This window comes from Anoxybacillus sp. ST70 (assembly GCF_019553625.1).
Taxonomy (GTDB): domain Bacteria; phylum Bacillota; class Bacilli; order Bacillales; family Anoxybacillaceae; genus Anoxybacillus; species Anoxybacillus gonensis.
This window is the reverse complement of the sequence record NZ_JAHZOF010000003.1, coordinates 222,296-242,267: the sequence shown is the minus strand read 5'-3', so window position 1 is coordinate 242,267 and position 19,972 is coordinate 222,296. Positions and strand designations below refer to the sequence as shown.

At 40.8% G+C, this 19,972-nt stretch carries 19 protein-coding genes; 3 read left to right on the top strand and 16 right to left on the bottom strand.

From position 1 onward, the window contains the following. The 3 genes from K1I43_RS07000 to K1I43_RS06990 all read right to left on the bottom strand — a co-directional run. A partial coding sequence (locus K1I43_RS07000) for a DUF6444 domain-containing protein (protein WP_220382624.1) occupies positions 1–551 on the bottom strand: 551 nt, incomplete at its 3' end. Positions 552–687: 136 nt separating this feature from the next. After that, on the bottom strand, positions 688–2,229 hold the full coding sequence (gene nikA, locus K1I43_RS06995) for a nickel ABC transporter substrate-binding protein (protein ID WP_019417816.1): 1,542 nt from the start codon (positions 2,227–2,229) through the stop codon (positions 688–690). Positions 2,230–2,414: 185 nt separating this feature from the next. Next, complete coding sequence (locus K1I43_RS06990; protein WP_026011707.1) at positions 2,415–3,818, bottom strand: cryptochrome/photolyase family protein; 1,404 nt, start codon at positions 3,816–3,818, stop codon at positions 2,415–2,417. Between the two features lie 89 nt (positions 3,819–3,907). Here K1I43_RS06990 and K1I43_RS06985 point away from each other — a divergent pair, with 89 nt between their 5' ends. After that, positions 3,908–5,368: a phytoene desaturase family protein gene (locus K1I43_RS06985; RefSeq protein WP_026011708.1), complete on the top strand. Its 1,461-nt coding sequence runs from the start codon at positions 3,908–3,910 to the stop codon at positions 5,366–5,368. A 21-nt stretch (positions 5,369–5,389) separates the two neighbouring features. On the opposite strand, the gene K1I43_RS06980 is transcribed toward K1I43_RS06985, so the two are convergent. Together K1I43_RS06980 and asnB are read right to left on the bottom strand one after the other, a co-directional pair. Beyond that, complete coding sequence (locus K1I43_RS06980; protein ID WP_019417819.1) at positions 5,390–5,800, bottom strand: protease complex subunit PrcB family protein; 411 nt, start codon at positions 5,798–5,800, stop codon at positions 5,390–5,392. A 109-nt stretch (positions 5,801–5,909) separates the two neighbouring features. Next, complete coding sequence (gene asnB, locus K1I43_RS06975; protein ID WP_019417820.1) at positions 5,910–7,802, bottom strand: asparagine synthase (glutamine-hydrolyzing); 1,893 nt, start codon at positions 7,800–7,802, stop codon at positions 5,910–5,912. Between the two features lie 237 nt (positions 7,803–8,039). Here asnB and K1I43_RS06970 point away from each other — a divergent pair, with 237 nt between their 5' ends. Continuing rightward, the gene (locus tag K1I43_RS06970) at positions 8,040–9,569 is read left to right on the top strand and encodes a multicopper oxidase family protein (protein WP_019417821.1); all 1,530 of its coding nucleotides are present in this window, start codon (positions 8,040–8,042) and stop codon (positions 9,567–9,569) included. Positions 9,570–9,607: 38 nt separating this feature from the next. Here K1I43_RS06970 and copZ read toward each other — a convergent pair whose 3' ends face one another. The 9 genes from copZ to K1I43_RS06925 form a co-directional block, all read right to left on the bottom strand. Continuing rightward, positions 9,608–9,811, bottom strand: a complete 204-nt coding sequence (gene copZ, locus K1I43_RS06965; RefSeq protein ID WP_026011709.1) for a copper chaperone CopZ — start codon at positions 9,809–9,811, stop codon at positions 9,608–9,610. 18 nt (positions 9,812–9,829) lie between these two features. Next, positions 9,830–12,226: a heavy metal translocating P-type ATPase gene (locus tag K1I43_RS06960; RefSeq protein WP_019417822.1), complete on the bottom strand. Its 2,397-nt coding sequence runs from the start codon at positions 12,224–12,226 to the stop codon at positions 9,830–9,832. Positions 12,227–12,242: 16 nt separating this feature from the next. After that, positions 12,243–12,554, bottom strand: coding sequence for a metal-sensing transcriptional repressor (locus tag K1I43_RS06955; protein ID WP_019417823.1), 312 nt, complete (start codon positions 12,552–12,554; stop codon positions 12,243–12,245). 165 nt (positions 12,555–12,719) lie between these two features. Next, positions 12,720–13,274 (bottom strand): TVP38/TMEM64 family protein, encoded by a 555-nt coding sequence (locus tag K1I43_RS06950; protein WP_019417824.1) that lies wholly within the window; start codon positions 13,272–13,274, stop codon positions 12,720–12,722. Continuing rightward, the gene (locus K1I43_RS06945; RefSeq protein ID WP_019417825.1) at positions 13,259–13,933 is read right to left on the bottom strand and encodes a response regulator transcription factor; all 675 of its coding nucleotides are present in this window, start codon (positions 13,931–13,933) and stop codon (positions 13,259–13,261) included. The genes K1I43_RS06950 and K1I43_RS06945 overlap by 16 nt, the downstream gene beginning before the upstream one ends. A gap of 2 nt (positions 13,934–13,935) precedes the next feature. Then, on the bottom strand, positions 13,936–15,312 hold the full coding sequence (locus K1I43_RS06940) for a sensor histidine kinase (protein ID WP_019417826.1): 1,377 nt from the start codon (positions 15,310–15,312) through the stop codon (positions 13,936–13,938). Between the two features lie 469 nt (positions 15,313–15,781). Continuing rightward, positions 15,782–16,060 (bottom strand): hypothetical protein, encoded by a 279-nt coding sequence (locus tag K1I43_RS06935; RefSeq protein WP_019417827.1) that lies wholly within the window; start codon positions 16,058–16,060, stop codon positions 15,782–15,784. Positions 16,061–16,071: 11 nt separating this feature from the next. Beyond that, positions 16,072–16,419, bottom strand: a complete 348-nt coding sequence (locus K1I43_RS06930) for a hypothetical protein (RefSeq protein WP_019417828.1) — start codon at positions 16,417–16,419, stop codon at positions 16,072–16,074. 137 nt (positions 16,420–16,556) lie between these two features. After that, positions 16,557–17,171 carry a hypothetical protein gene (locus tag K1I43_RS06925; protein WP_238148405.1) on the bottom strand — a complete coding sequence of 205 codons (615 nt, stop codon included), beginning with the start codon at positions 17,169–17,171 and terminating at the stop codon, positions 16,557–16,559. Positions 17,172–17,343: 172 nt separating this feature from the next. Here K1I43_RS06925 and K1I43_RS06920 point away from each other — a divergent pair, with 172 nt between their 5' ends. After that, complete coding sequence (locus tag K1I43_RS06920) at positions 17,344–17,625, top strand: hypothetical protein (RefSeq protein WP_019417830.1); 282 nt, start codon at positions 17,344–17,346, stop codon at positions 17,623–17,625. A gap of 25 nt (positions 17,626–17,650) precedes the next feature. On the opposite strand, the gene K1I43_RS06915 is transcribed toward K1I43_RS06920, so the two are convergent. Beyond that, positions 17,651–18,373, bottom strand: a complete 723-nt coding sequence (locus K1I43_RS06915) for a TspO/MBR family protein (protein WP_020424561.1) — start codon at positions 18,371–18,373, stop codon at positions 17,651–17,653. A gap of 100 nt (positions 18,374–18,473) precedes the next feature. After that, complete coding sequence (locus tag K1I43_RS06910; RefSeq protein ID WP_019417832.1) at positions 18,474–19,967, bottom strand: glycoside hydrolase family 32 protein; 1,494 nt, start codon at positions 19,965–19,967, stop codon at positions 18,474–18,476. Between the last annotated feature and the right edge of the window lie 5 nt (positions 19,968–19,972).

Here is a 19,972-nt window from a genome sequence, read left to right as displayed (position 1 = left end):
GTAAGACGTGGACCGTATTGCACATGATTCGTGACATGTGGTGGAAACTCCGCTTGTTGCACGCATCGACAATGCGGACATGATTTCACTTCACGCTCATGTTGTGTCACTTCAATCGACACGGGAGACAGATCAAACACTTGACGGACATCGAATTTGAACGGTTTGACGTCACGCAAAGAAGCCCCACATCCTTGACACGTATGTACGCGATGGACGACACGATGATGTGGATGTTCCACTTGACGGAGCGTCGTCCCCTCATGTCCCTCTTGCCCACCAGGCTTTTTGCCAGACGGCTCGCGGGAGGAACGCTTTTTCTCAAAACGGTCAGAAGATGGGGGCAAATGGCTATTGGAGCTGTTTTTTTTCGTGCGTGCTTCCAGCTCTTGAACGCGATGCTTGAGTTGTTCATTTTCTTTGCGTAGCTGTTTGTTTTCTTGACGCAAATGTTCATTTTCTTGAATGAGTTGATGAATGAGCTGTTTTTGTTGTTGGACTTTGCCGATTAAGCCCTCAACTGTAAATACAGCTTGTTGTACCGTCAACATGTGATTCACCTCCTTGTCTATCAATATTCACATCATAGACAGGAAAAGCAAAAAATATTCAGCTCACTTTATGATGTGGCTGAATAGTTACCTAATTAGTGATAAAAGTATAAAAAATATAAAAAAATCTAACAGTCTACTCATTATTTTTTTCATCTTCATTCTTCACATCCAAATCTTTTGTAATCATATAGTACTCGCTTTTATCTATGACTAAATTTTTGACATAATCTTTATAAGCAACGACAATATGTGGGTAAACTACAAAAGAATGGAGCACTTCATCGTGAATAATTTGTAGTGCTTCTCGCGTTAACTCGTTTCTCTTTTTCTCATCCATTGTTTTGTTTAACTCATCTATTATTTGTGTTAATCGTTTGTGTGTAACTCCTCCGTAATTTAAAGCCCCTTGCTTCATATACGTTGCATTTAAATAATAGCTTGAATCTCCTCGTGGTGCCGTTAAATTGCTGTACGTAGCGATATCCCAGTCTGACATATTTGTTAAATATTCATCAATATTCTCAACTTGTTGAATAGATATATCTATTCCAAGTTCTTTCGCACGTGCCTGTAACAATTGTGCAATAATTGGAAGTTCAGGTCTCGCACTATATGTCAGCATTTTCAGTTGCACGTAATTTCCATTCTTTTTTAATTTCCCATTCTCAAACACATAGCCACCTTGTTCCAAATACTGTCTTGCAGCATTGATTCCTGTTGTAATTTCTTTTTCATAGGAAAAAGAAAATGGAAAATCTGATAAGAAAGGTCCGCTAGCAACGCTTCCTTGACCATTTAAAACATGTTCAACAACTTCTTTACGATCAAGTAGAGAATCAATGGCTTTTCTCATATAAATGTCACTCATAAATGGACTACGCATATTCATCGTCAGCTGATGGACACGCAAACTAGGAACAGCTTGTACACGAATATTTTTATCTTTTTTTAACTCTTCCATGCTTTCGATTGGTGGTCTAAAAATAATGTCTGCATCGCCCGATTTAATTGCTAAATATCTTGCATTTGCATCTTCATTAAAAGCAAACGTTGCTTGAGCAAGACGCGCTTTTCCATCCCAATAATCTTCAAATCTTTTAACTTGTAAAGATACGCCTGATGTAAACGAAGAAATTTGAAATGGACCTGTCCCTATTGGTTTTTTATCTATATCTTTTTCATTTACATCAATAATTGCTGTATTTGGATGAACTAGCTCTGATGGGAACGACGGAAAAATATCCTCTGTTTCGATGAATAATATCTGTTCTTTTGCCTCCATTTTTTTTATTTTTAACGCGGCTTTTATTGCAGGGTTTTCATCCATTGCACGCTGTAAAGAATTTTTAACAGCTTCTGCATCTACTAGCTTACCGTTATGAAATTTTACACCTTTGCGAATATGTATTTTCCACATTCGTCCATCTTCACTTTCCCAACTCTCAGCTAGCCAAGGAGATAGTTTTAAATTTTCATTTATTTTAATAAGCGTTTCTGTAACACCAGATCGCAGAGCTGTGTATGTTCGATCAATATGAGGATCAATTGTATCAGCTGAAAAATTAAAAAGCAATGTTAAATTTTTTTGGTTTGGATTATTTTCTTTTGCCGATGAACACGCAACGAGAAGAAACGCACTAAGTATCAGGATGAAAAAATGTTTGTACTTTATCATGTAAATCCCCCTTTTATAAATCGTAATAATAATTATTATCAATTTATGATTCTATATAAAAAATCTTGATTTGTAAATATATCTAAATAAAAACAACTTCTCATCCTACATTTCTGCGCACAATTTTATCGCATATTTTTGAAATAAATGTGATATTTTTTCGAAATTTAAAAAAACGATCCACTTTACTGAAAGTGGATCGTTTTCTGAAACAACGCAATCGCGCGTTGGCGTTGTAATGAATGGTCTACTGTCGGCGCAGGGTAATCGACTTTTATGTTACTTTTCCATGGCTCATGAATATGCGCCGAAGGGAGAGAAGAAAGTTCTGGTACATATGTGCGAATATACGTGCCATCTGGGTCAAATTTTTTCGACTGTTCAATCGGGTTAAAGACGCGAAAATACGGTACAGCATCTGTCCCGACAGAAGCAGCCCATTGCCATCCCCCGATATTTGATGCTTCATCGTAATCGATTAACATGTGCTGAAAATATTGTTCACCCATGCGCCAATCGATCAAATAATCTTTTGCTAAAAATGAAGCAACGACCATACGGAGACGATTGTGCATCCATCCTTCCTTTTTCAACTGGCGCATCCCTGCATCGACGAACGGAAAACCTGTTTTTCCTTCTTTCCACGCTTCAAAACGTTCGTGATCACGCAACCATGGAAGATGGCGATACTTTTCAATAAACGCTTCCGTCTTTGTAAACGGAAAATGTGCATAAATCATATGATAAAAATCACGCCAAGCTAGCTCTTTTATATACGTTTCTACCGCTTCGTCATAACCGTTGCCAAATTGTTGCGCAACCGCATGAAAAACGGTGCGAATAGAAATCGTCCCGGTTTTTATATGTGGAGATAAACGACTTGTCCCTGTAACGCTCGGAATATCTCGTTTCCGATGATAAGATGGGAGTGCCGTATCGATAAACTGCTGTAAAACATGTAAAGCGTCTTGTTCGCTCGTATGTTCCCAACGTTTCGTACATTGCGCAAGCCACATCGTAAACATACGCTCATCTTGTTCGGAGAGCGGCGTGATATGTAACATATGAGCACGTAACAAATCGATGTCTACTGAAAGTGGAAAACGTTTCGGACGTTTTCGCCATGCGCGGTAATATGGTGTATATACTTTATAAGGCGTTCCATCTGCTTTTCGTACTTCAAATGCCCCATGCATATGCGCATCATCATATGTATACACTTCCACCCCATGCCTTTGTAACAACGCCTGAACATCACCATCCCGCTCTTTTCCGCGTCCAACTTCGTCTTTATTAAAAAAAATCGCACGCATATTTGTATGATAAATGAGGCGAGTAAACACTTGATCCGTATCCCCGTACAATACATGCATGTGAATGCCGTATTCACATAATGACTGGCGAAACCGCTCAACTGTTTGAAAAAAATATTCATGATGATACGTTCGCTCTTTCGCGAAATAAGGATCAAAATGGAAGAAAAAAAGAAGCTTTCCTTCTCTTTCTTTCGCCCAACGAAGCGCATGAACGAGCGCTGTATGATCGTGTAATCGAAAATCTCGGCGAAACCAAACAACAGCTGTCTGCATATATCCCACCCTTTCATATGTTACGTGTTTTTATTGTACAATATTTGTTTAATAATTGTATAATAAAAAGAAAAAAGAAGGTGAACATATTGTACGATGTCATTGTTGTTGGAACAGGATTCGGAGGGATGACCGCAAGTGCGCTGCTTGCGAAAAAAGGATATCGCACACTCTCGATCGAAGCTGCCAGCGAACTCGGTGGATGTGCAGGAAAGTTCGAGCGACAGTCGTTTCGTTTTCAAGCAGGCGCTACACTTGGGATGGGATTTGAAGAAGGCGGCGTATTTTCACAACTATTTCATGAACTCGACATATCTCCACCTCCTGTTCATTTATTGGATACGATCATGGACGTACATTTTTCGGAACGAACGATTCGATATTACCAACAAAAAGAACGTTGGTTTGACGAAATTGCCCGACAGTTTCCAAAAGATAGCGCAGCCATTGTTCGCTTTTTTGAAGAAATGTTTTCTCTGGCGGATGCGATGCTTTCGTTTGTATATAAACGACCGATCGTTCCTCCCAAAACGATCAAACAGTTATTTCAAGCGATGCAAAAAGCAGATCGCAAGCTAATAAGCGCAACACCATTTTTGTTTCAATCGATTGCGAAACGACTCCAACGTTACGGCATTCGTGATGAAACGTTCATCGCTTTTTTAAACGGCCAACTCGTTGACAGTGTGCAAACAACGATTGAGCGTTGTCCCGCTTTGCTTGGCGCCGTCGCCTTAAGCATATTTCATCGCGGAGCGTTTTACGTTGAGGGAGGGCTTGCACACGTTGTTCATGCGCTTGCGGAACGTTACAAACAGCTTGGCGGAGAACAACGGATGCGTGAAAAAGTCGTATCCATTCGTAAACAACGTCATTGGCTTGTGACGACGAATCGAAAACAAACATATGAAGCGAAACACGTTGTATTTAATGGCTCTCTGCATAGTATTTTCTCCATTTTAGACGATTCAATAAAACGCATATTTTCGATTCGTGAAGAAAAGGAAAAAAAGCGCCCAGCTTGGGGAGCATTTACAATTTATCTTGGCATTGATGACAATTTACCATCAGATCGTTTATACCATCAATTTATTGTTGATCAAACAAAGCCGATGAGTGAAGGAAATCAATTTTTATTGTCCGCTTCCGCACCGTTCGATCGGCAAATGGCGCCTGTAGGAAAACGTTCCATAACGATTTCGACCCATACCGAACCACTTCATTGGTGGGATCGTCATGCGTATGATGAACAGAAAAAGATGCTTACAGAACAAATATTGCAACGTGTCAACAAAACATTCCCATTAACGAATATACATGTTCAATTAGTCGGCACACCTGTGACATTTTCTCGTTTTACTCATCGGGCGTTCGGAAAGGTAGGAGGATATATTCCAAACGGTGTTTTCAGTTTATTGTCTACGTATTCACCACAAACAAATGTCGAAGGATTGTGGCTTTGCGGGGACACGGTATTTCCTGGCGCAGGCTCACTCGGCTGTGCATTATCAGGATGGATTGTGGCGGATGGCATTTCAGCAAGCAAATAGCTCTATGCACAACACATAGAGCTATTTGCTGTTTATTTCTACTGGGATCGTTGTTTTTATTTTTATAGCCACTTTCGGATATGTTAACGCTTGCGTAACAATAGCATTTGGCGCTGGTTTTCGCTCTTTATACGAGACGATCGCCTTCCCTTTTTCGTATCGCACATCGATGACTTCAATCCCATATCCGCCTGTCCTTCTTTCACCAAGATGAATAACAACATACGTCACACCTTCTTGTTGAACGGCATACGTTTGAAATTGTTTATGCTGTTTTTCATACAACGCTTTCACATGCTGTGGAAGTTGTTCGGCTGTAACTACTTCGTATGCGATAGGCTCTCCTTCTTTATACGCATATTGTTTCTCTGCTTTCGATACACTGCAAGCAGAAAGAAGAAAACTCATCAACATAACGATCCATTTTTTCATTTTCATATTCCCCCCTTTTCTTATATTATTGTATGCATAGAGCGCAATAAACAATGAAGATTTTAAAAAAGAGCTCCTAGCTAAAACAGGAGCCCCGAACATAAATCATTTACACGAACAGTTTTATTTTTTCTTCCTCGTTCATAAAGTGATATTTTTTCTCGACATACACTTGATGCCAAACCATGAAAGTAAGTACTGTCCATATTTTTCGGCTATGATCCGCTTTGTTTTGACAATGTTCCTCCAGGAGACGATACAATACATCTTTATGGAATAGATGATCTGTTTCACTTTCTTTTATCGTACGTTTCGCCCAGTCATATATGTCATCTTTTAACCAGTGACGAATAGGAACAGGAAAACCTAGCTTTTTGCGATGTAAAACATGATCCGGAACAATCCCTTCTGCTGCTTTCCGCAAAATATACTTTGTCGTCTTATTTTTGACTTTCATTTCCGGAGCAATTTTTGCAGCGACTTCAAATACTTTTTTATCGAGGAAAGGAACGCGTAATTCCAAAGAATGTGCCATCGTCATTTTATCCGCCTTCAATAAAATATCGCCTCGCAACCATGTGTAAATATCAATATATTGCATCCGGTTGATCGGAGGATATCCTTCTGTTTCGTGGTAAAACGGCGCGGTAATGTTTGTGTATGATACATGTTGATTATACATTTTCAACAACTTGCTTTTTTCCTGTTCACTATACATTTTCGCATTGCCGATATAACGTTTTTCAATTGGGGTAATCCCGCGTTCAATAAAACTTTTTCCCTTTACTCCTTCAGGCAATACTTTTGCAATCATAGCTAAAATATATCGCATAAAATTCGGCATTCGCTCAAATATTTGTAAAGATTTTGGTTCGTGATAAATGTTATATCCACCAAACAACTCATCCGCTCCTTCACCTGAAAGAACAACGGTTACATATTTCCTCGCTTCTCTTGCTACGAAATAAAGAGGGACAGCTGCCGGATCTGCTAATGGATCGTCCATGTGCCATATAATTTTCGGCAATTCCTTCACATATTCGTCCGGAGAAATGACGTAACTAATATTTTCAACCCCTAACTTTTCTGCCGTTTCTTTTGCTACATCAATTTCGTTAAATCCTTCTCTCGCAAATCCGACTGAAAATGTTTTGATATGCGGATGAAATTGTTTCGCAATAGCTACAATGAGGGAAGAATCAATTCCTCCTGACAAAAATGAGCCGACCGGAACATCGCTACGCATATGAATACTTACCGAATCAAACAACGCTTGTCGAATTTCTTTGACAAGTTCACTTTCCGATTGATTCGTCGGATGAAATGTAGCTTTCCAATAGCGCTGGATATTTAATTTCTCTCCTAGTTTTTTCTTCATATAATGTCCAGGCTCTAGCTTGCGAATATGAACGGACATCGTCAATGGCTCTGGAACATATTGAAAAGTTAAATAATGTTGCAAAGCTTCATGATTTAGTTCGTCGTGTTCAAGAGCATATAAGATACTTTTCTTTTCGGAAGCGACAAATAGATGATCTTCTTTTTCTACATAAAAAAACGGTTTAATCCCGAACGGGTCACGTGCTGCGAAAATTTCTTTTTCTTGTTTATCCCAAATAACAAATGCAAACATGCCACGAAGTTTATTTACTACGTTTTCTTTTTCAATACTATATAAAGCAACGATCACTTCTGTATCAGAATGGGTAGAAAACGAACACCCGTTCTTGATTAATTCGTCACGCAACTCGACGTAGTTGTAAATTTCCCCGTTAAATATAATCCAATATCTCTGATTTTCATAACATAGGGGCTGATGTCCATTTTCAAGATCAATAATGCTTAACCGCCGAAACCCAAAACTGACGTATTCATCAAAAAAATAGCCATGATCATCAGGACCACGATGAGTGATCAGATCGTTCATGTTTTGGAACGTTTCTTTCCAGTTACTATTTATCTCTTTCGGGACATCAGAAATATAGCCAACAAAACCACACATCCTACAGTTTCCTCCATCTAGTCGTCATTTTGCACATGAGAATGATTGAACTTGCTGTTTCGTTTTTGTTATTTTATTTAAACAATAAAATGTGGAGAAATGATGAACAAAAACTCTCATTCACACAAAAGACTATACCATAAATTTTGACCACTGTCTTTATAAGCTTTTCTCCATACATTTTGCACATTTCTTTTTTATGATGATGTTACGATACAAGTTTATGGAGGAAAAGCGATGAAGAAATTATGGTTAGGAACCGTATTGGTAGGAGTCATTGCGCTGAGTGCAGCTTGCTCTAATTCGATGCAAGGACACGATATGTCCAACATGCATACGAAAAAAGAAACAACTTCCAATAAAGAGAATTTGCCTTTGGCAAATGATACAGAGGCGCTATCCGGAAAAGAGATTCACCTGACTGCGAAGGAAACATTATTGCAAATCAACGATCAAGTCCAGCTCCCGGTATACACGTATAATGGATCGGTACCAGGCGCGCAAATTCGCGTAAAGCAAGGAGAGCGAGTAAAAATTGTTTTTAAAAATGAATTGCCTGAACCGACCGCCATTCATTGGCACGGCTATCCTGTCCCTAATGATCAAGATGGTGTACCTGGGGTGACAATGGATGCCATTAAACCAAGGGAAACGTTTACGTACGAATTTACAGCGACTGTACCTGGAACGTACTGGTACCATTCGCATCAAAAAAGTGCCGAGCAAGTGGACAAAGGATTATACGGTACATTGATCGTTGAACCAAAAGAAGGAGAACAAGTCGATCGAGATTACACGCTCGTATTAGATGAATGGATGAGCCAACAACAAGCATCAACGACTGAACAAGCCAATCATACAAATATGCATCACGGCAATAGCTCGATGATGCATGATATGAGTATGTACGATATTTTCACGATTAACGGAAAAAGCGGCCAAGCGATTGAACCACTGAAAGTGAAAAAAGGCGAAAAAGTGCGGCTTCGCCTCATCAACGCAGGGTACATGTCTCATAAACTCCATTTGCATGGACATTCATTTAAAATTGTCGCAACAGACGGACAGCCATTAAATGATCCGCAACTAATCAAAGATGAACTGTTGAATATCGCTCCGGGTGAGCGTTACGATATTGAGTTTATCGCCGATAATCCAGGAGAATGGTTATTAGAATGCCATGAAGATATGAAAGGTACTGATGGCATGAAAGTAAACATTCAATACGAAGGCCAAACAAACAAGGCGGACAAAACAAATGCTAAAGAAACGCTTCCTGTTGTCGATATCACAACGTACGGAAAATACAAAACAGGGCCATTTACGCTAGACCAAACGTACGATGTAGAGTACACAATGGATTTAGGAACAGCTATGGACAAAAACGGGATGGTGTTCACGATCAACGGAAAAACGTATCCTAACACAGCGCCAATCAACGTGAAAAAAGGCGATATTGTCAAAGTAAAACTAGTGAACAGCTCGCCAATGGACGTCCATCCGATGCATTTACACGGCCATTTCTTCCAAATATTAAGCAAAAACGGGAAGCCAGTCACAGGCTCTCCATTAATCAAAGATTCGTTGAATATAAACCCTGGAGAAGAATATGTCGTTGCGTTTCAAGCAGACAATCCGGGAAATTGGATGTTCCATTGCCATGACCTGCATCACGCTTCCGCAGGAATGGTGACAGAACTAAAATACAAAGACTACAAATCAAGCTATACGCCAGATCCGAACGATACAACGAATAAAGGGGAGTAAGAAAGAGGGTGTCCTTGTGTGGACACCCTTTCTCTTCCTTATTTCACATCATATCCTTGCTCTTCAATCGCTTCTTTCAGCTTTTCTACACTTACTTTTGTTTCATCGTAATCTACATCGACCGTACCTTCTTGCAAATGCACTTCGACGCGGCTGACACCATCTAATTGTTCAAGGGCGCTTGTCACCGCCGCTTTGCAATGTCCGCATGTCATTCCTTGTACTTGTAATGTAATCGTCATCATCTATTCCTCCCTAGTTTATATTTTCACACGCTTCAAACGAAGCGCGTTTGTCACAACAGATACAGAGCTAAATGCCATCGCTGCCCCAGCAATCCACGGTTGTAATAGCCCAGCGGCAGCGACTGGAATACCAACGCTATTATAAAATAATGCCCAAAACAAGTTTTGCCGAATGTTGCGCATCGTTTGTCGGCTCAGTTCAATCGCTTTTGGAATGTGCAACAAGTCGCCGCCAACAAGCGTCACGTCCGCTGTTTCGATCGCGACATCTGCGCCAGTGCCAATCGCCATCCCAATATCCGCTTTCGCCAGAGCTGGCGCGTCATTAATGCCGTCGCCGACCATTGCGACGCGTTTTCCTTGTTTTTGCAAATCCTCAACGATGTTCGCTTTATCTTCTGGCAGCACTTCCGAGTATACGTGTTCAATGCCGACTTGTTTCGCAATTGCTTCGGCTGTTCGTTTATTGTCTCCCGTTACCATATACACGTCGATTCCCATTTGTTTTAATCTCGCAATGGCTTGTTTCGACGTTTCCTTGATCGTGTCTGCAACGGCAATCATCCCGGCAAGCTGTCCGTCAATGGCAACGAGCATGACCGTTTTTCCTTCGCTTTCAAGCTTTTTCATTTGTTCCTCATGTTCAGCAATAGCGACCGCACGTTCGTTCATTAACTTGCGCGTACCGATGAGCACGTGTTTTCCGTTCACCGTTGCTTCAATTCCATGTCCAACGAGCGCAGAAAAATGCGTCAACGGTTGCGCGACAATTCCGTTTGCTTTTCCGTACGCCACAATCGCTTGCGCTAGCGGATGTTCTGAAGCGCTCTCGGCCGAAACGGCATAGTCAAGCATATGTTCTTGGAATGACAACACATCTGTCACTTCTGGTTTTCCTTTTGTCACTGTTCCTGTTTTATCGAGTAAGACCGCATGGATTTTATGCGTTCCTTCTAGGTACTCACCTCCTTTAAAAAGAATGCCATGTTCTGCTCCTTTTCCTGTTCCAACCATAATCGACGTTGGCGTGGCAAGGCCAAGCGCACACGGACACGCAATGACAAGAACGGCAATAGCGACTTCGAGCGCTTTTGGTAAATCGTTTGGCGCCACAAAGAAATACCAAACGATAAAAGACAACAGAGCAATTCCGACAACGATTGGGACGAAAATACCGGAAATTGTATCCGCCATTCGCTGAATCGACGCTTTCGACCCTTGCGCCTCTTCGACGATTTTAATGATATTGGCAAGTGCAGTATCTTTCCCAACTTTTTCTGCACGAATAGTCAGCACCCCATTTGTATTAATGGTTGCCCCGATGACAAAGTCGCCTTCCTTTTTATCAACCGGAATCGATTCACCGGTAATCATCGATTCGTCAACAGAAGAAGATCCAGCAATGACCGTACCGTCTACCGGAATTTTTTCTCCTGGTTTGACAACGATTGTATCGCCGATCACCACTTCTTCGAGCGGAACTTTTATTTCTTCCCCATGTCGAATGACAGTCGCTTCTTTTGCCTGCAGGCTTAACAACTTAGAGATCGCTTCTGTCGTGCGCCCTTTCGCAAGCGCTTCAAAATATTTGCCGACAAGCACAAGCGTAATCAAGACAGCGCTCGTTTCAAAATACAATCTTGGCATATATGCAGGATTCCCAAGCGTCCGAAAAGCTTCGTACAAGCTGTAAAAGTATGCGGCTGATGTTCCAAGCGCCACGAGGACGTCCATGTTCGCGCTCTTGTTTCGTAACGCCCGGTATGCCCCGACATAGAAAGGACCGCCGATGTAAAACTGAACGGGTGTCGCTAAAAGAAGCTGGAACCACGGATTCATTAACAGGTTTGGCATCGGCAAGCCGATATGAAACGGCATATGGGCAACCATCGTATAAAGCAAAGGCAGTGATAAGATGATCGAAATAGCGAGTTGCCGTTGTTTTTGTTTAAGCCGCTCTTCTTTCCGGCCAGCATCGTCTTGTTCCTCGGTGCGAATTTGCCCTTTGTACCCGAGCTTTTTGATTTTCTCTAAAATGTCTTCGACAGATGTAACGCCTTCCTTGTATTCGACAACCGCACTGTTTGTCGCCAAGTTTACCGTCGCGTTTGTCACGCCCTCCATCCGATGTAACCCTTTTTCAATCCGGGTCGCACATGCTGCGCATGTCATGCCTTCAATATCAAGCGTCACCTTTTCTTTCGCAACGCCATATCCTAACTTTTCAATTTTTGCTTCAATGTCTGCAATGGTATATTTATTCGGGTCGTATTGAACGGTCGCTTTTTCCATCGCTAAATTGACAGCCGCTTCAACACCGTCCATTTTATTCAACACTTTTTCAATGCGGGCAGAACAAGCAGCACATGTCATGCCGGTCACTTTTAGTGTCACCGTTCTTTGTTCACTCATCCACCTTTTCCCTCCCTTACTTTACAAATTGCTTAATGACATCCATTAATTCGCGAATGGATGCTTCACCGCTTCCTTCGCGGATCGCTTTCGACACACAATGGTTGACATGGCGTTCTAACAAGTTCAATCCTACTTTATTTAACGCTGCCGTGATTGCAGAAATTTGCACTAAAATATCGATGCAATACCGATTGTCTTCGACCATCTTTTGCACCCCGCGCACTTGGCCTTCAATCCGTTTTAAGCGATTCACAATTTTTTCAATTTCTTCTTCCGTGCGCGGGACCATTTTTTTATCCATATTGTGATCTTCACAATGGTTCATCAAATATCACCTCTCTGGTTACATTATACCGGTAATGGGTATATGAAGCAACAAAAGAGATGGTTGACATCATCCTTATCAACCATCTTTTCATCATTTACTCACATTTTTTCGCTAGCTGTTCAAACTCTTCCAAAGAAATCTCTCCTAATGTGTGAAGCTCATTTAAGCCTTTTTTTGAGTGATTTTCTTCCAAGTAAACATCAATAAAAAAGCAGATACAAGCGTCAGTATCACTTTCCCTTGCCATGTCCAGTTCATCACTTGATACACCGAATATGCTTCTAACAGCAATGCTGGCAGCTTTCCGAGCGAGCTGGCGACCAGAAAAAGAAGGAGTGACATGCGTCCAATCGCTGCCACAAACGTCACAAGCCCCGACGGAACAAAAGGAAGAAGACGCAAAGACAAAACAAGCGAAAAGGCTTCTACCCCTTCTGCCTCAAGCAAACGTTTCACTTTCTGATAGGAAAACCATTTCGTTTCCGAAAGTTCGCGAAATCCTTTTCGATATAACAAGAATGACACAATCGCACCAACTGCTTCTCCGATAAATGATAAAAACGTGCCTTGCCAAAAACCGAATACCGCCAAGTTAGCCGCCGTAAGAAAGACGCTCGGGACAACGCCTAAAATACTAATCACAATATTAATCCCAATGCTGAGAAGAAAAGCGATCGATGGGTACGTATGAAATAAAGCAATTACTTGCTCTTCCATTTATATCCGACTCCCCAAACCGTTTGCAAAAATTCATCAATCGGAAAACCAGCTTGACGGAGCTTTTCGCGAATATTTTTCACATGCGAATCAATTGTCCGTTCTTCTGTATTGGTGTTATACCCCCATAATGTCACGATCAGCTGTTCGCGGCTAAATACGCGGTTTGGGTTTTTGAGAAAAAGCCCTAGCATGGCAAACTCTTTTGGCGTGAGAAAAATATCGTGCCCGGCATATTGGGCTTTATGTTGCGCCTCATCCCAAACTAAGCCGTGAAACTCAAGTTTCGTTTGTTTGCCTACAGAACGACGCAATACCGCCTCCATTCTCGCAAGCAATTCCGATTCGTCAAACGGTTTTGTAATATAGTCGTCCGCGCCGATTTTTAGTCCTTGGACAACATCTGTCGTCGCATCTCTTGCGGTAACCATAATAATCGGGACGTTTGAAAATTTACGGATTTGTTTGCACGTCTCCCATCCGTCCATCTCTGGCATCATCACATCAAGCAACACGATGTCTACTTCGTCATTTTCTAAATAGCGAACAGCGGACTCTCCTGACTCGCATTTCACACAACGATACCCGTTTGGGATTAAATACAGCTCTAATAAATCCAACATTCGTTTTTCATCATCCACTAGTAAAACGGTATACACCTTCATTCCCCCCTCGCTAACGTAATGATGATGCTTGTCCCCTTTCCGAATTCGCTTGTCGCATGAATCGAACCGCCATGCGCTTCGACAATTTCTTTGGCAATCGCCAGACCTAACCCTGTGCCCCCGCCTGTTCGCGACCGTGATTTATCGACTCGATAAAACCGTTCAAAAATGTGTGGCAAATCTTTTTTAGGGATGCCGATTCCTTCATCAGAAATAATGAGGATCACGTTCTTTTTCTCTGTTTTCACGTCAATAGAAACTGTAGAACCTTGGCGAGAATATTTTAACGCATTGTCTAAAAGATTCATCATCACTTGTTCAAACCGCTGTTGATCGATATGGACGGTAACGTTTTCCTCACAGCGGTAGACAAGCGACATATTTTTCGTGTGAAATGCAGGATACATTTTTTCGTATATTTTTTTCAAAAAAAGGCATAGTGAAGTTGGCTCTTTCTTAATTTGAAACGAATGTTGATCCATTTTCGCAAGCTCAAACAAATCTTTCACTAGCTTTTGCATATGCTCTGCTTCTTCATAAATAATGGATAAATATTTCGCTCGTTCTTCCTCAGCAATATTCGGTCTGCGCGCAACGTCCGCATATCCTTTCACATATGTGAGCGGGGTGCGCAGTTCATGCGAAATGCTCGCTAAAAATTCGTTTCGTTCTTTTTTCAAATATTCTAAGTCGGTCGCAAGTGTTTGGATCGCTTTTCCGAGTTGCGCTAGCTCGTCCTCCCCTTTCACTTGCAGGCGGACAGAAAAATCTCCCTTGCTCAGTTTTTCGGTCGCTTGTTTCATGCGAATAAGCGGAATCGTAATGACTCTTGATAAGAAAAACATCGTCAAAATCGTCAAAAAGACAGAAACAATGCCGACAACGAGAAAATGATGTTTTAATTTGGCAATCATATTTTGAATAGAAGCCGTCCGCTGAAACATATATACATATCCTTTTGTCTTGCCGTCCATCCGAATCGGGCTAGCGGTGGCAATATACGATTCGTTTTTCCAGTTGTTTTGCACAACCATCCCACTGTGAGGAATGTGGCGAGCATCGGCATGAGGAATGATTTTTTTGGCAAACGGCAAAATGTGATCAGAAAAATATAAAATGTCTCCTTTCTCATCTGTAATGACGACATCCGTCTCCGCTTCCGACTCCATCATGACGACATGTTCTAACGTGACTTCATCGTAATGACTTTCTAACACGGCCCGATGATTGTTGCCTCTTGCTAGTAATTGTTCAAATTCTTCATCAACCTTCGCATGAACAAGCGTCACATATAAAGCCACAAATAAAACTGTTTCAATCCCTAACACAAAGACAAAAAATAATAGCCCTAACTTAAATGAAAGCTTTCGCACAAACAATTCCTTCCCTTACTGGCGTTTTTCTTCATTATAGCAGAAAAAATATGGAGAAAATGTGGAGGGACGATATGCACCTGTGGAGTTGTGATAGAGGACTAGCATGATCGCTCCAATATTTGCATCGATTATTTCTATATTTATCCAATACGTTTTTATCGCTGTGTCCTTTTCATCACCGCAAAAAGTTTGATATCCGTGAACTTATGAAGATTGTGTAAATAAAATTCATAAAATTATAAAAATAACACATATGGATCGCATCGTTATTTTTCAACTACTGCGAGGCAAGCCATAGGCTTGCCTCGGTGATCGAAAAAAGTACGTTAAACTCCTCAGTTGTATCTATACTGAAAATACCCGAACTCCAAAATGCGTAAAGTTGTAGCATTCAACATAGGGACATTTTCATCCTTCCGATGATGACGAAAATGTTTCGTCATGGAAGTCTATATAACATCACAAGTTACACTTCATTCTTGCTTCTAAATCTTGCTTCTTTCATTTTTCTCTTTGCATTTCTAAAACCAACTACAATAAGCAACATATATACAATAACAACAATCCCGATACGTAGATAAGGGGGGATGAAATCAAAAAGAGTAGTATAAATAAAGATAAACATTAATAATATAGGAGCAACAACGTAAACAATATGACTAGTATCTTTTTTCTTAACAGCATAAAATAGTTGCCAATAAATAAAGACCACTAGGAAAATTCCGTTTATTTCGTAAGCTCCCACTATAAGCCCTCCTAGTTACCTGCAGCTGAGTACCCTTTTCTAAAACCATTCGCAAATATAACGATATCAGGTATGAATCCCCATATTCCTATCGCTTTGATCGCTCCTTTAGCTGCTCCTTTGATCATCGCTTGTGTTGCTGCCTTTTCAATTCTCCCAGCTGCCAATCTTGTTTCTGCTTGAGATATCTTAGTTCTCACTTCTGCTTCTGCTTCTTTCCAACCATTACGGGCACCTACTGTAGCCGGGCCTGCCTTACTAGCAGTATTAGCAGCACCACTCCAATTAATTCCATAAGAAGCTGCTACATCCTTTAATCCTTGCTTAATTCCTGATTCAATTTTATTCCATGTAGACATTGCTAACCATCCTTTCCACTAGAAACGAAGTGTAGTGATAAGTAATGAATAGCTGTATTCCATAGAATCATTTACCTATATAATAGAAAGCCTTCTTTATCCTTACATATCCCTAAGAAAAATTAAAGCAGTGCCTCTTATATTTTTTCATCAACATGATAGCTATAAAGATTGAGGTACTTCTTACCATATGAGAGCTTTTCTCGCCTTATACGAAAAACACCTTCAGCCAGCTTCCTTCCATTTAACAAATACAAGAAAAATTTATATTCATTCATTTTTTGAACATGCTCTAGGAGCTGATTGTACTCAAGTAAAATAACGTGTGCAAAAGTTCTGTGATAATCCCCTCTCTTTCCAGCTGGTATAACGTCTATATTTCCATATACAAGTTCGCTATTATGTTCGATGATGATGACGACAGGCATATCTCTTTGAATACCATAAAATTCAGAAAAAATACATAGTTCTTGATCATTCATGCTAAAATCACTTATTGGCTGTAATGGAAAAAGCACCCCTTGATGATTTTTTTCCACCCCCATGCATGTTAAACATTTTACTAGGCGAATACCCTTAAAATTCTCATTCATTTTTGCTAATAGGTTGATGTTTATTTCTAGAATTTTTTTATTCATAAAGAAAATACTTACTACATTTTGCCCATTTTCTTCCCCCTTTTCGATTGCATGATTTAAATCAAAAAAACCGTCAGTCGAGTCGATACGACAATAATTTTCCTTGAATTTCACCTCGATCTCTCTTAAAAAAGGTAAATACAATTTCACAGCAAACACACCCAATCGTCGCAATATTCACAATAAAATTTTATCCTCTCCTTTTTTTTTTTGTCAATATGTTACGATGAAAAAAGGTAAAATTTGAGTGATTTATCAAAAATAGAAGAAGGGGGCAATGGGAAGCATGGAAATGCTAGTCACTATGTGTTTCGAAGCAATAGGTGGATCGTTAGATTTTTTGTTGCTCGGTCAGTTTAGTTATCTCACCGCAAAACGAAAATTAAAACATCTGCAAAAAATAGGAATTATTTCACCACAAAAAACGTTCGAGCGAAATACGATAAAACATATGTTAAAAGACCCTAGCATCACTACATATTTATTTTCAAAAACAAACTTCAAAAAACTTTTGCATGACGAAGATATGCAAAAAAAATTTCATGAAACAATACGTCAATATGTATAAATCGCCCATAGGCAAGTATGGGCGATTATGTTTTTTCTTTGTATAAAGATGCTGTGCCAATTAATATAACCCCTGCCAGCAAAAATGAAACGTATGCAACAAGCGACGCAGTCCCTTGGTTTTTCACCCCGATGCCAACAAACGCCCAAACAAATACAAGTGGATATATGTTATCTCGTTGTCGGATCATGAACAAAAAGGCTAAAGCTGTCGCAATAAGTAACATCACGATTGCCCAAAATGCATCAGATAATCCAAATCCATCCCAACCGTTATATTTTAAAGTAAATGAAATGTTGGCAATCGTTGCAACACTAATCCAACTTAAATAAATAGAAAATGGCAAAAGATCAAAAAAACGTGGATTCGTACGTTTGACCACTGTATATAACGAGATCAGCGTAAAAAGAAGAGAAAGCATCACAATGACCGAAAAGAAAAAATATTCATAATGCCACACAACAATCCATAACGCATTCAATATACAGCTAATAACAAAAGGGACGAGCGCTTGACGATACATTGGCAAGTCGCGTCGTGAAAAAGGAACTTGTCTTAAAATCCAAATCGCCAGTAAGATGTAAATGAGCCCCCAAATCGAAAACACATACCCTGCCGGAGTAAATAAGACGTCTACTTTTCGCGATATTTCCCCTGTCGTCTGACCATTTAACGGAAGCCGCTCAGCAATGATATTCACAACGACCATAACGACATATGCAATCATATAAATAACAAACCGGCTCATCATCATCCCCCATCTCTTCTTTATACATTTATACTATTCCTCTCATGTGGACACGATAACCGTTGGAAACGAAAAGAGACGGCTTCGTATACCGTCTCTCCTATTTTTCACTCCAAATATCCTTCAATGTCCACGCATCGATAGAAAGGACAGTCACGTCCCCGCCTTCTGCGAACAATTCGATTCCTTGGCTCGTTTCGGATGGATAAATTCTTCCTGTCATCACAAGTCGACCGTCGTTGACAAATAGTTCGACCGATGAACGATCGATAAAGAAATGGAACGTAACAACATCTCCCTGTTTATCTAGCGCCGCTCGACGAATGCCGCCTTCGCCTTTTCCAGAGCGGTTTCGGTCAAATGTGACAATAGATTGTTCTCCATCATAACGGAAAATCGTTTCTTCGCTTCCGTCTTCCGCACAACGCACTTTCACACCAAATGCATTTCCTTGAAAATCAGCTACCGAAAAACGAACGAGTAGCTCTAGTCGATCCCCTTTCCATGGAAGTGTATACGTTCCGCCCTCTTCTTTTACTGAGATCGATTCCAGATGCATATGCTCTTGGCGCAATAATTGTAATTCCGGCACCGGCTTCATTAACAGTTTCTCGTCATCTGTCAATTCCAAAAGACGCGGAATCGTTAACGCGCCTGCCCATCCGTGTTGTTGCGTCGGCATTTGCGACTCCCACATGTCCATCCAACCGAACAAAATGCGTCGACCTTTCTCGTCTTCAAACGTTTGCGCAGCGTAAAAATCAAATCCTTTATCGAGCTCTTCAAACGCTCCGTGCACTAGTTTTCCCGTTTCATAATCAAGCGTACCAACAACATAACCTGTTTGATGAAGGTTTTGAAAGCGATCGCCTTCTGGTTCGATTCCTTGCGGTGAAAACAACAAAATATCTTTGCCGTTCAAACGGAAAACATCTGGACACTCCCACATATAGCCTAAGTTGCCATCACTTTGCGCAATGATATTGACATATTCCCAATGGCGCAAATCGTTCGACTTGTATAAAACAACTTTTCCGTTGTTTCCTTCTCTTGTCCCAAGCACCATATACCAATCGTCGCCACGTTTCCACACTTTCGGATCGCGAATATGCCCTTGGCAGTCAAATGGTGGCTCAGAAAGCACCGGATTGTTCGGGTCTTTTTCAAAATGGATGCCGTCTTTGCTTGTTGCAATACATTGATATTGTTTCAGTTCCGTTTGCTCCTCGTTCATCCAAACATTTCCGGTGTAAATAAGGGTTAGCACTCCTTGGTCATTTACCGCGCTTCCTGAAAAACAGCCGCCTTCATCGTACCATTCGCTCGGCGCAAGTGCAATCGGTGCACGCTCCCAATGCACAAGGTCTTTACTTTTCACATGCCCCCAATGCATCGGCCCCCACTTTGGGCTGTCTGGATGAAACTGATAAAACACATGGTACTCCCCGTTCCATTGAATGAGCCCATTCGGGTCGTTCATCCAGTTTACCGGCGCCATAATATGGTATGCTAAGCGATACGTGCTGTCCATTTTTTCTTTTGCCTGTTGTACTCGTGTTTCTGCTTCATAAATGTGCTTCGTATGTTTCGACATACATT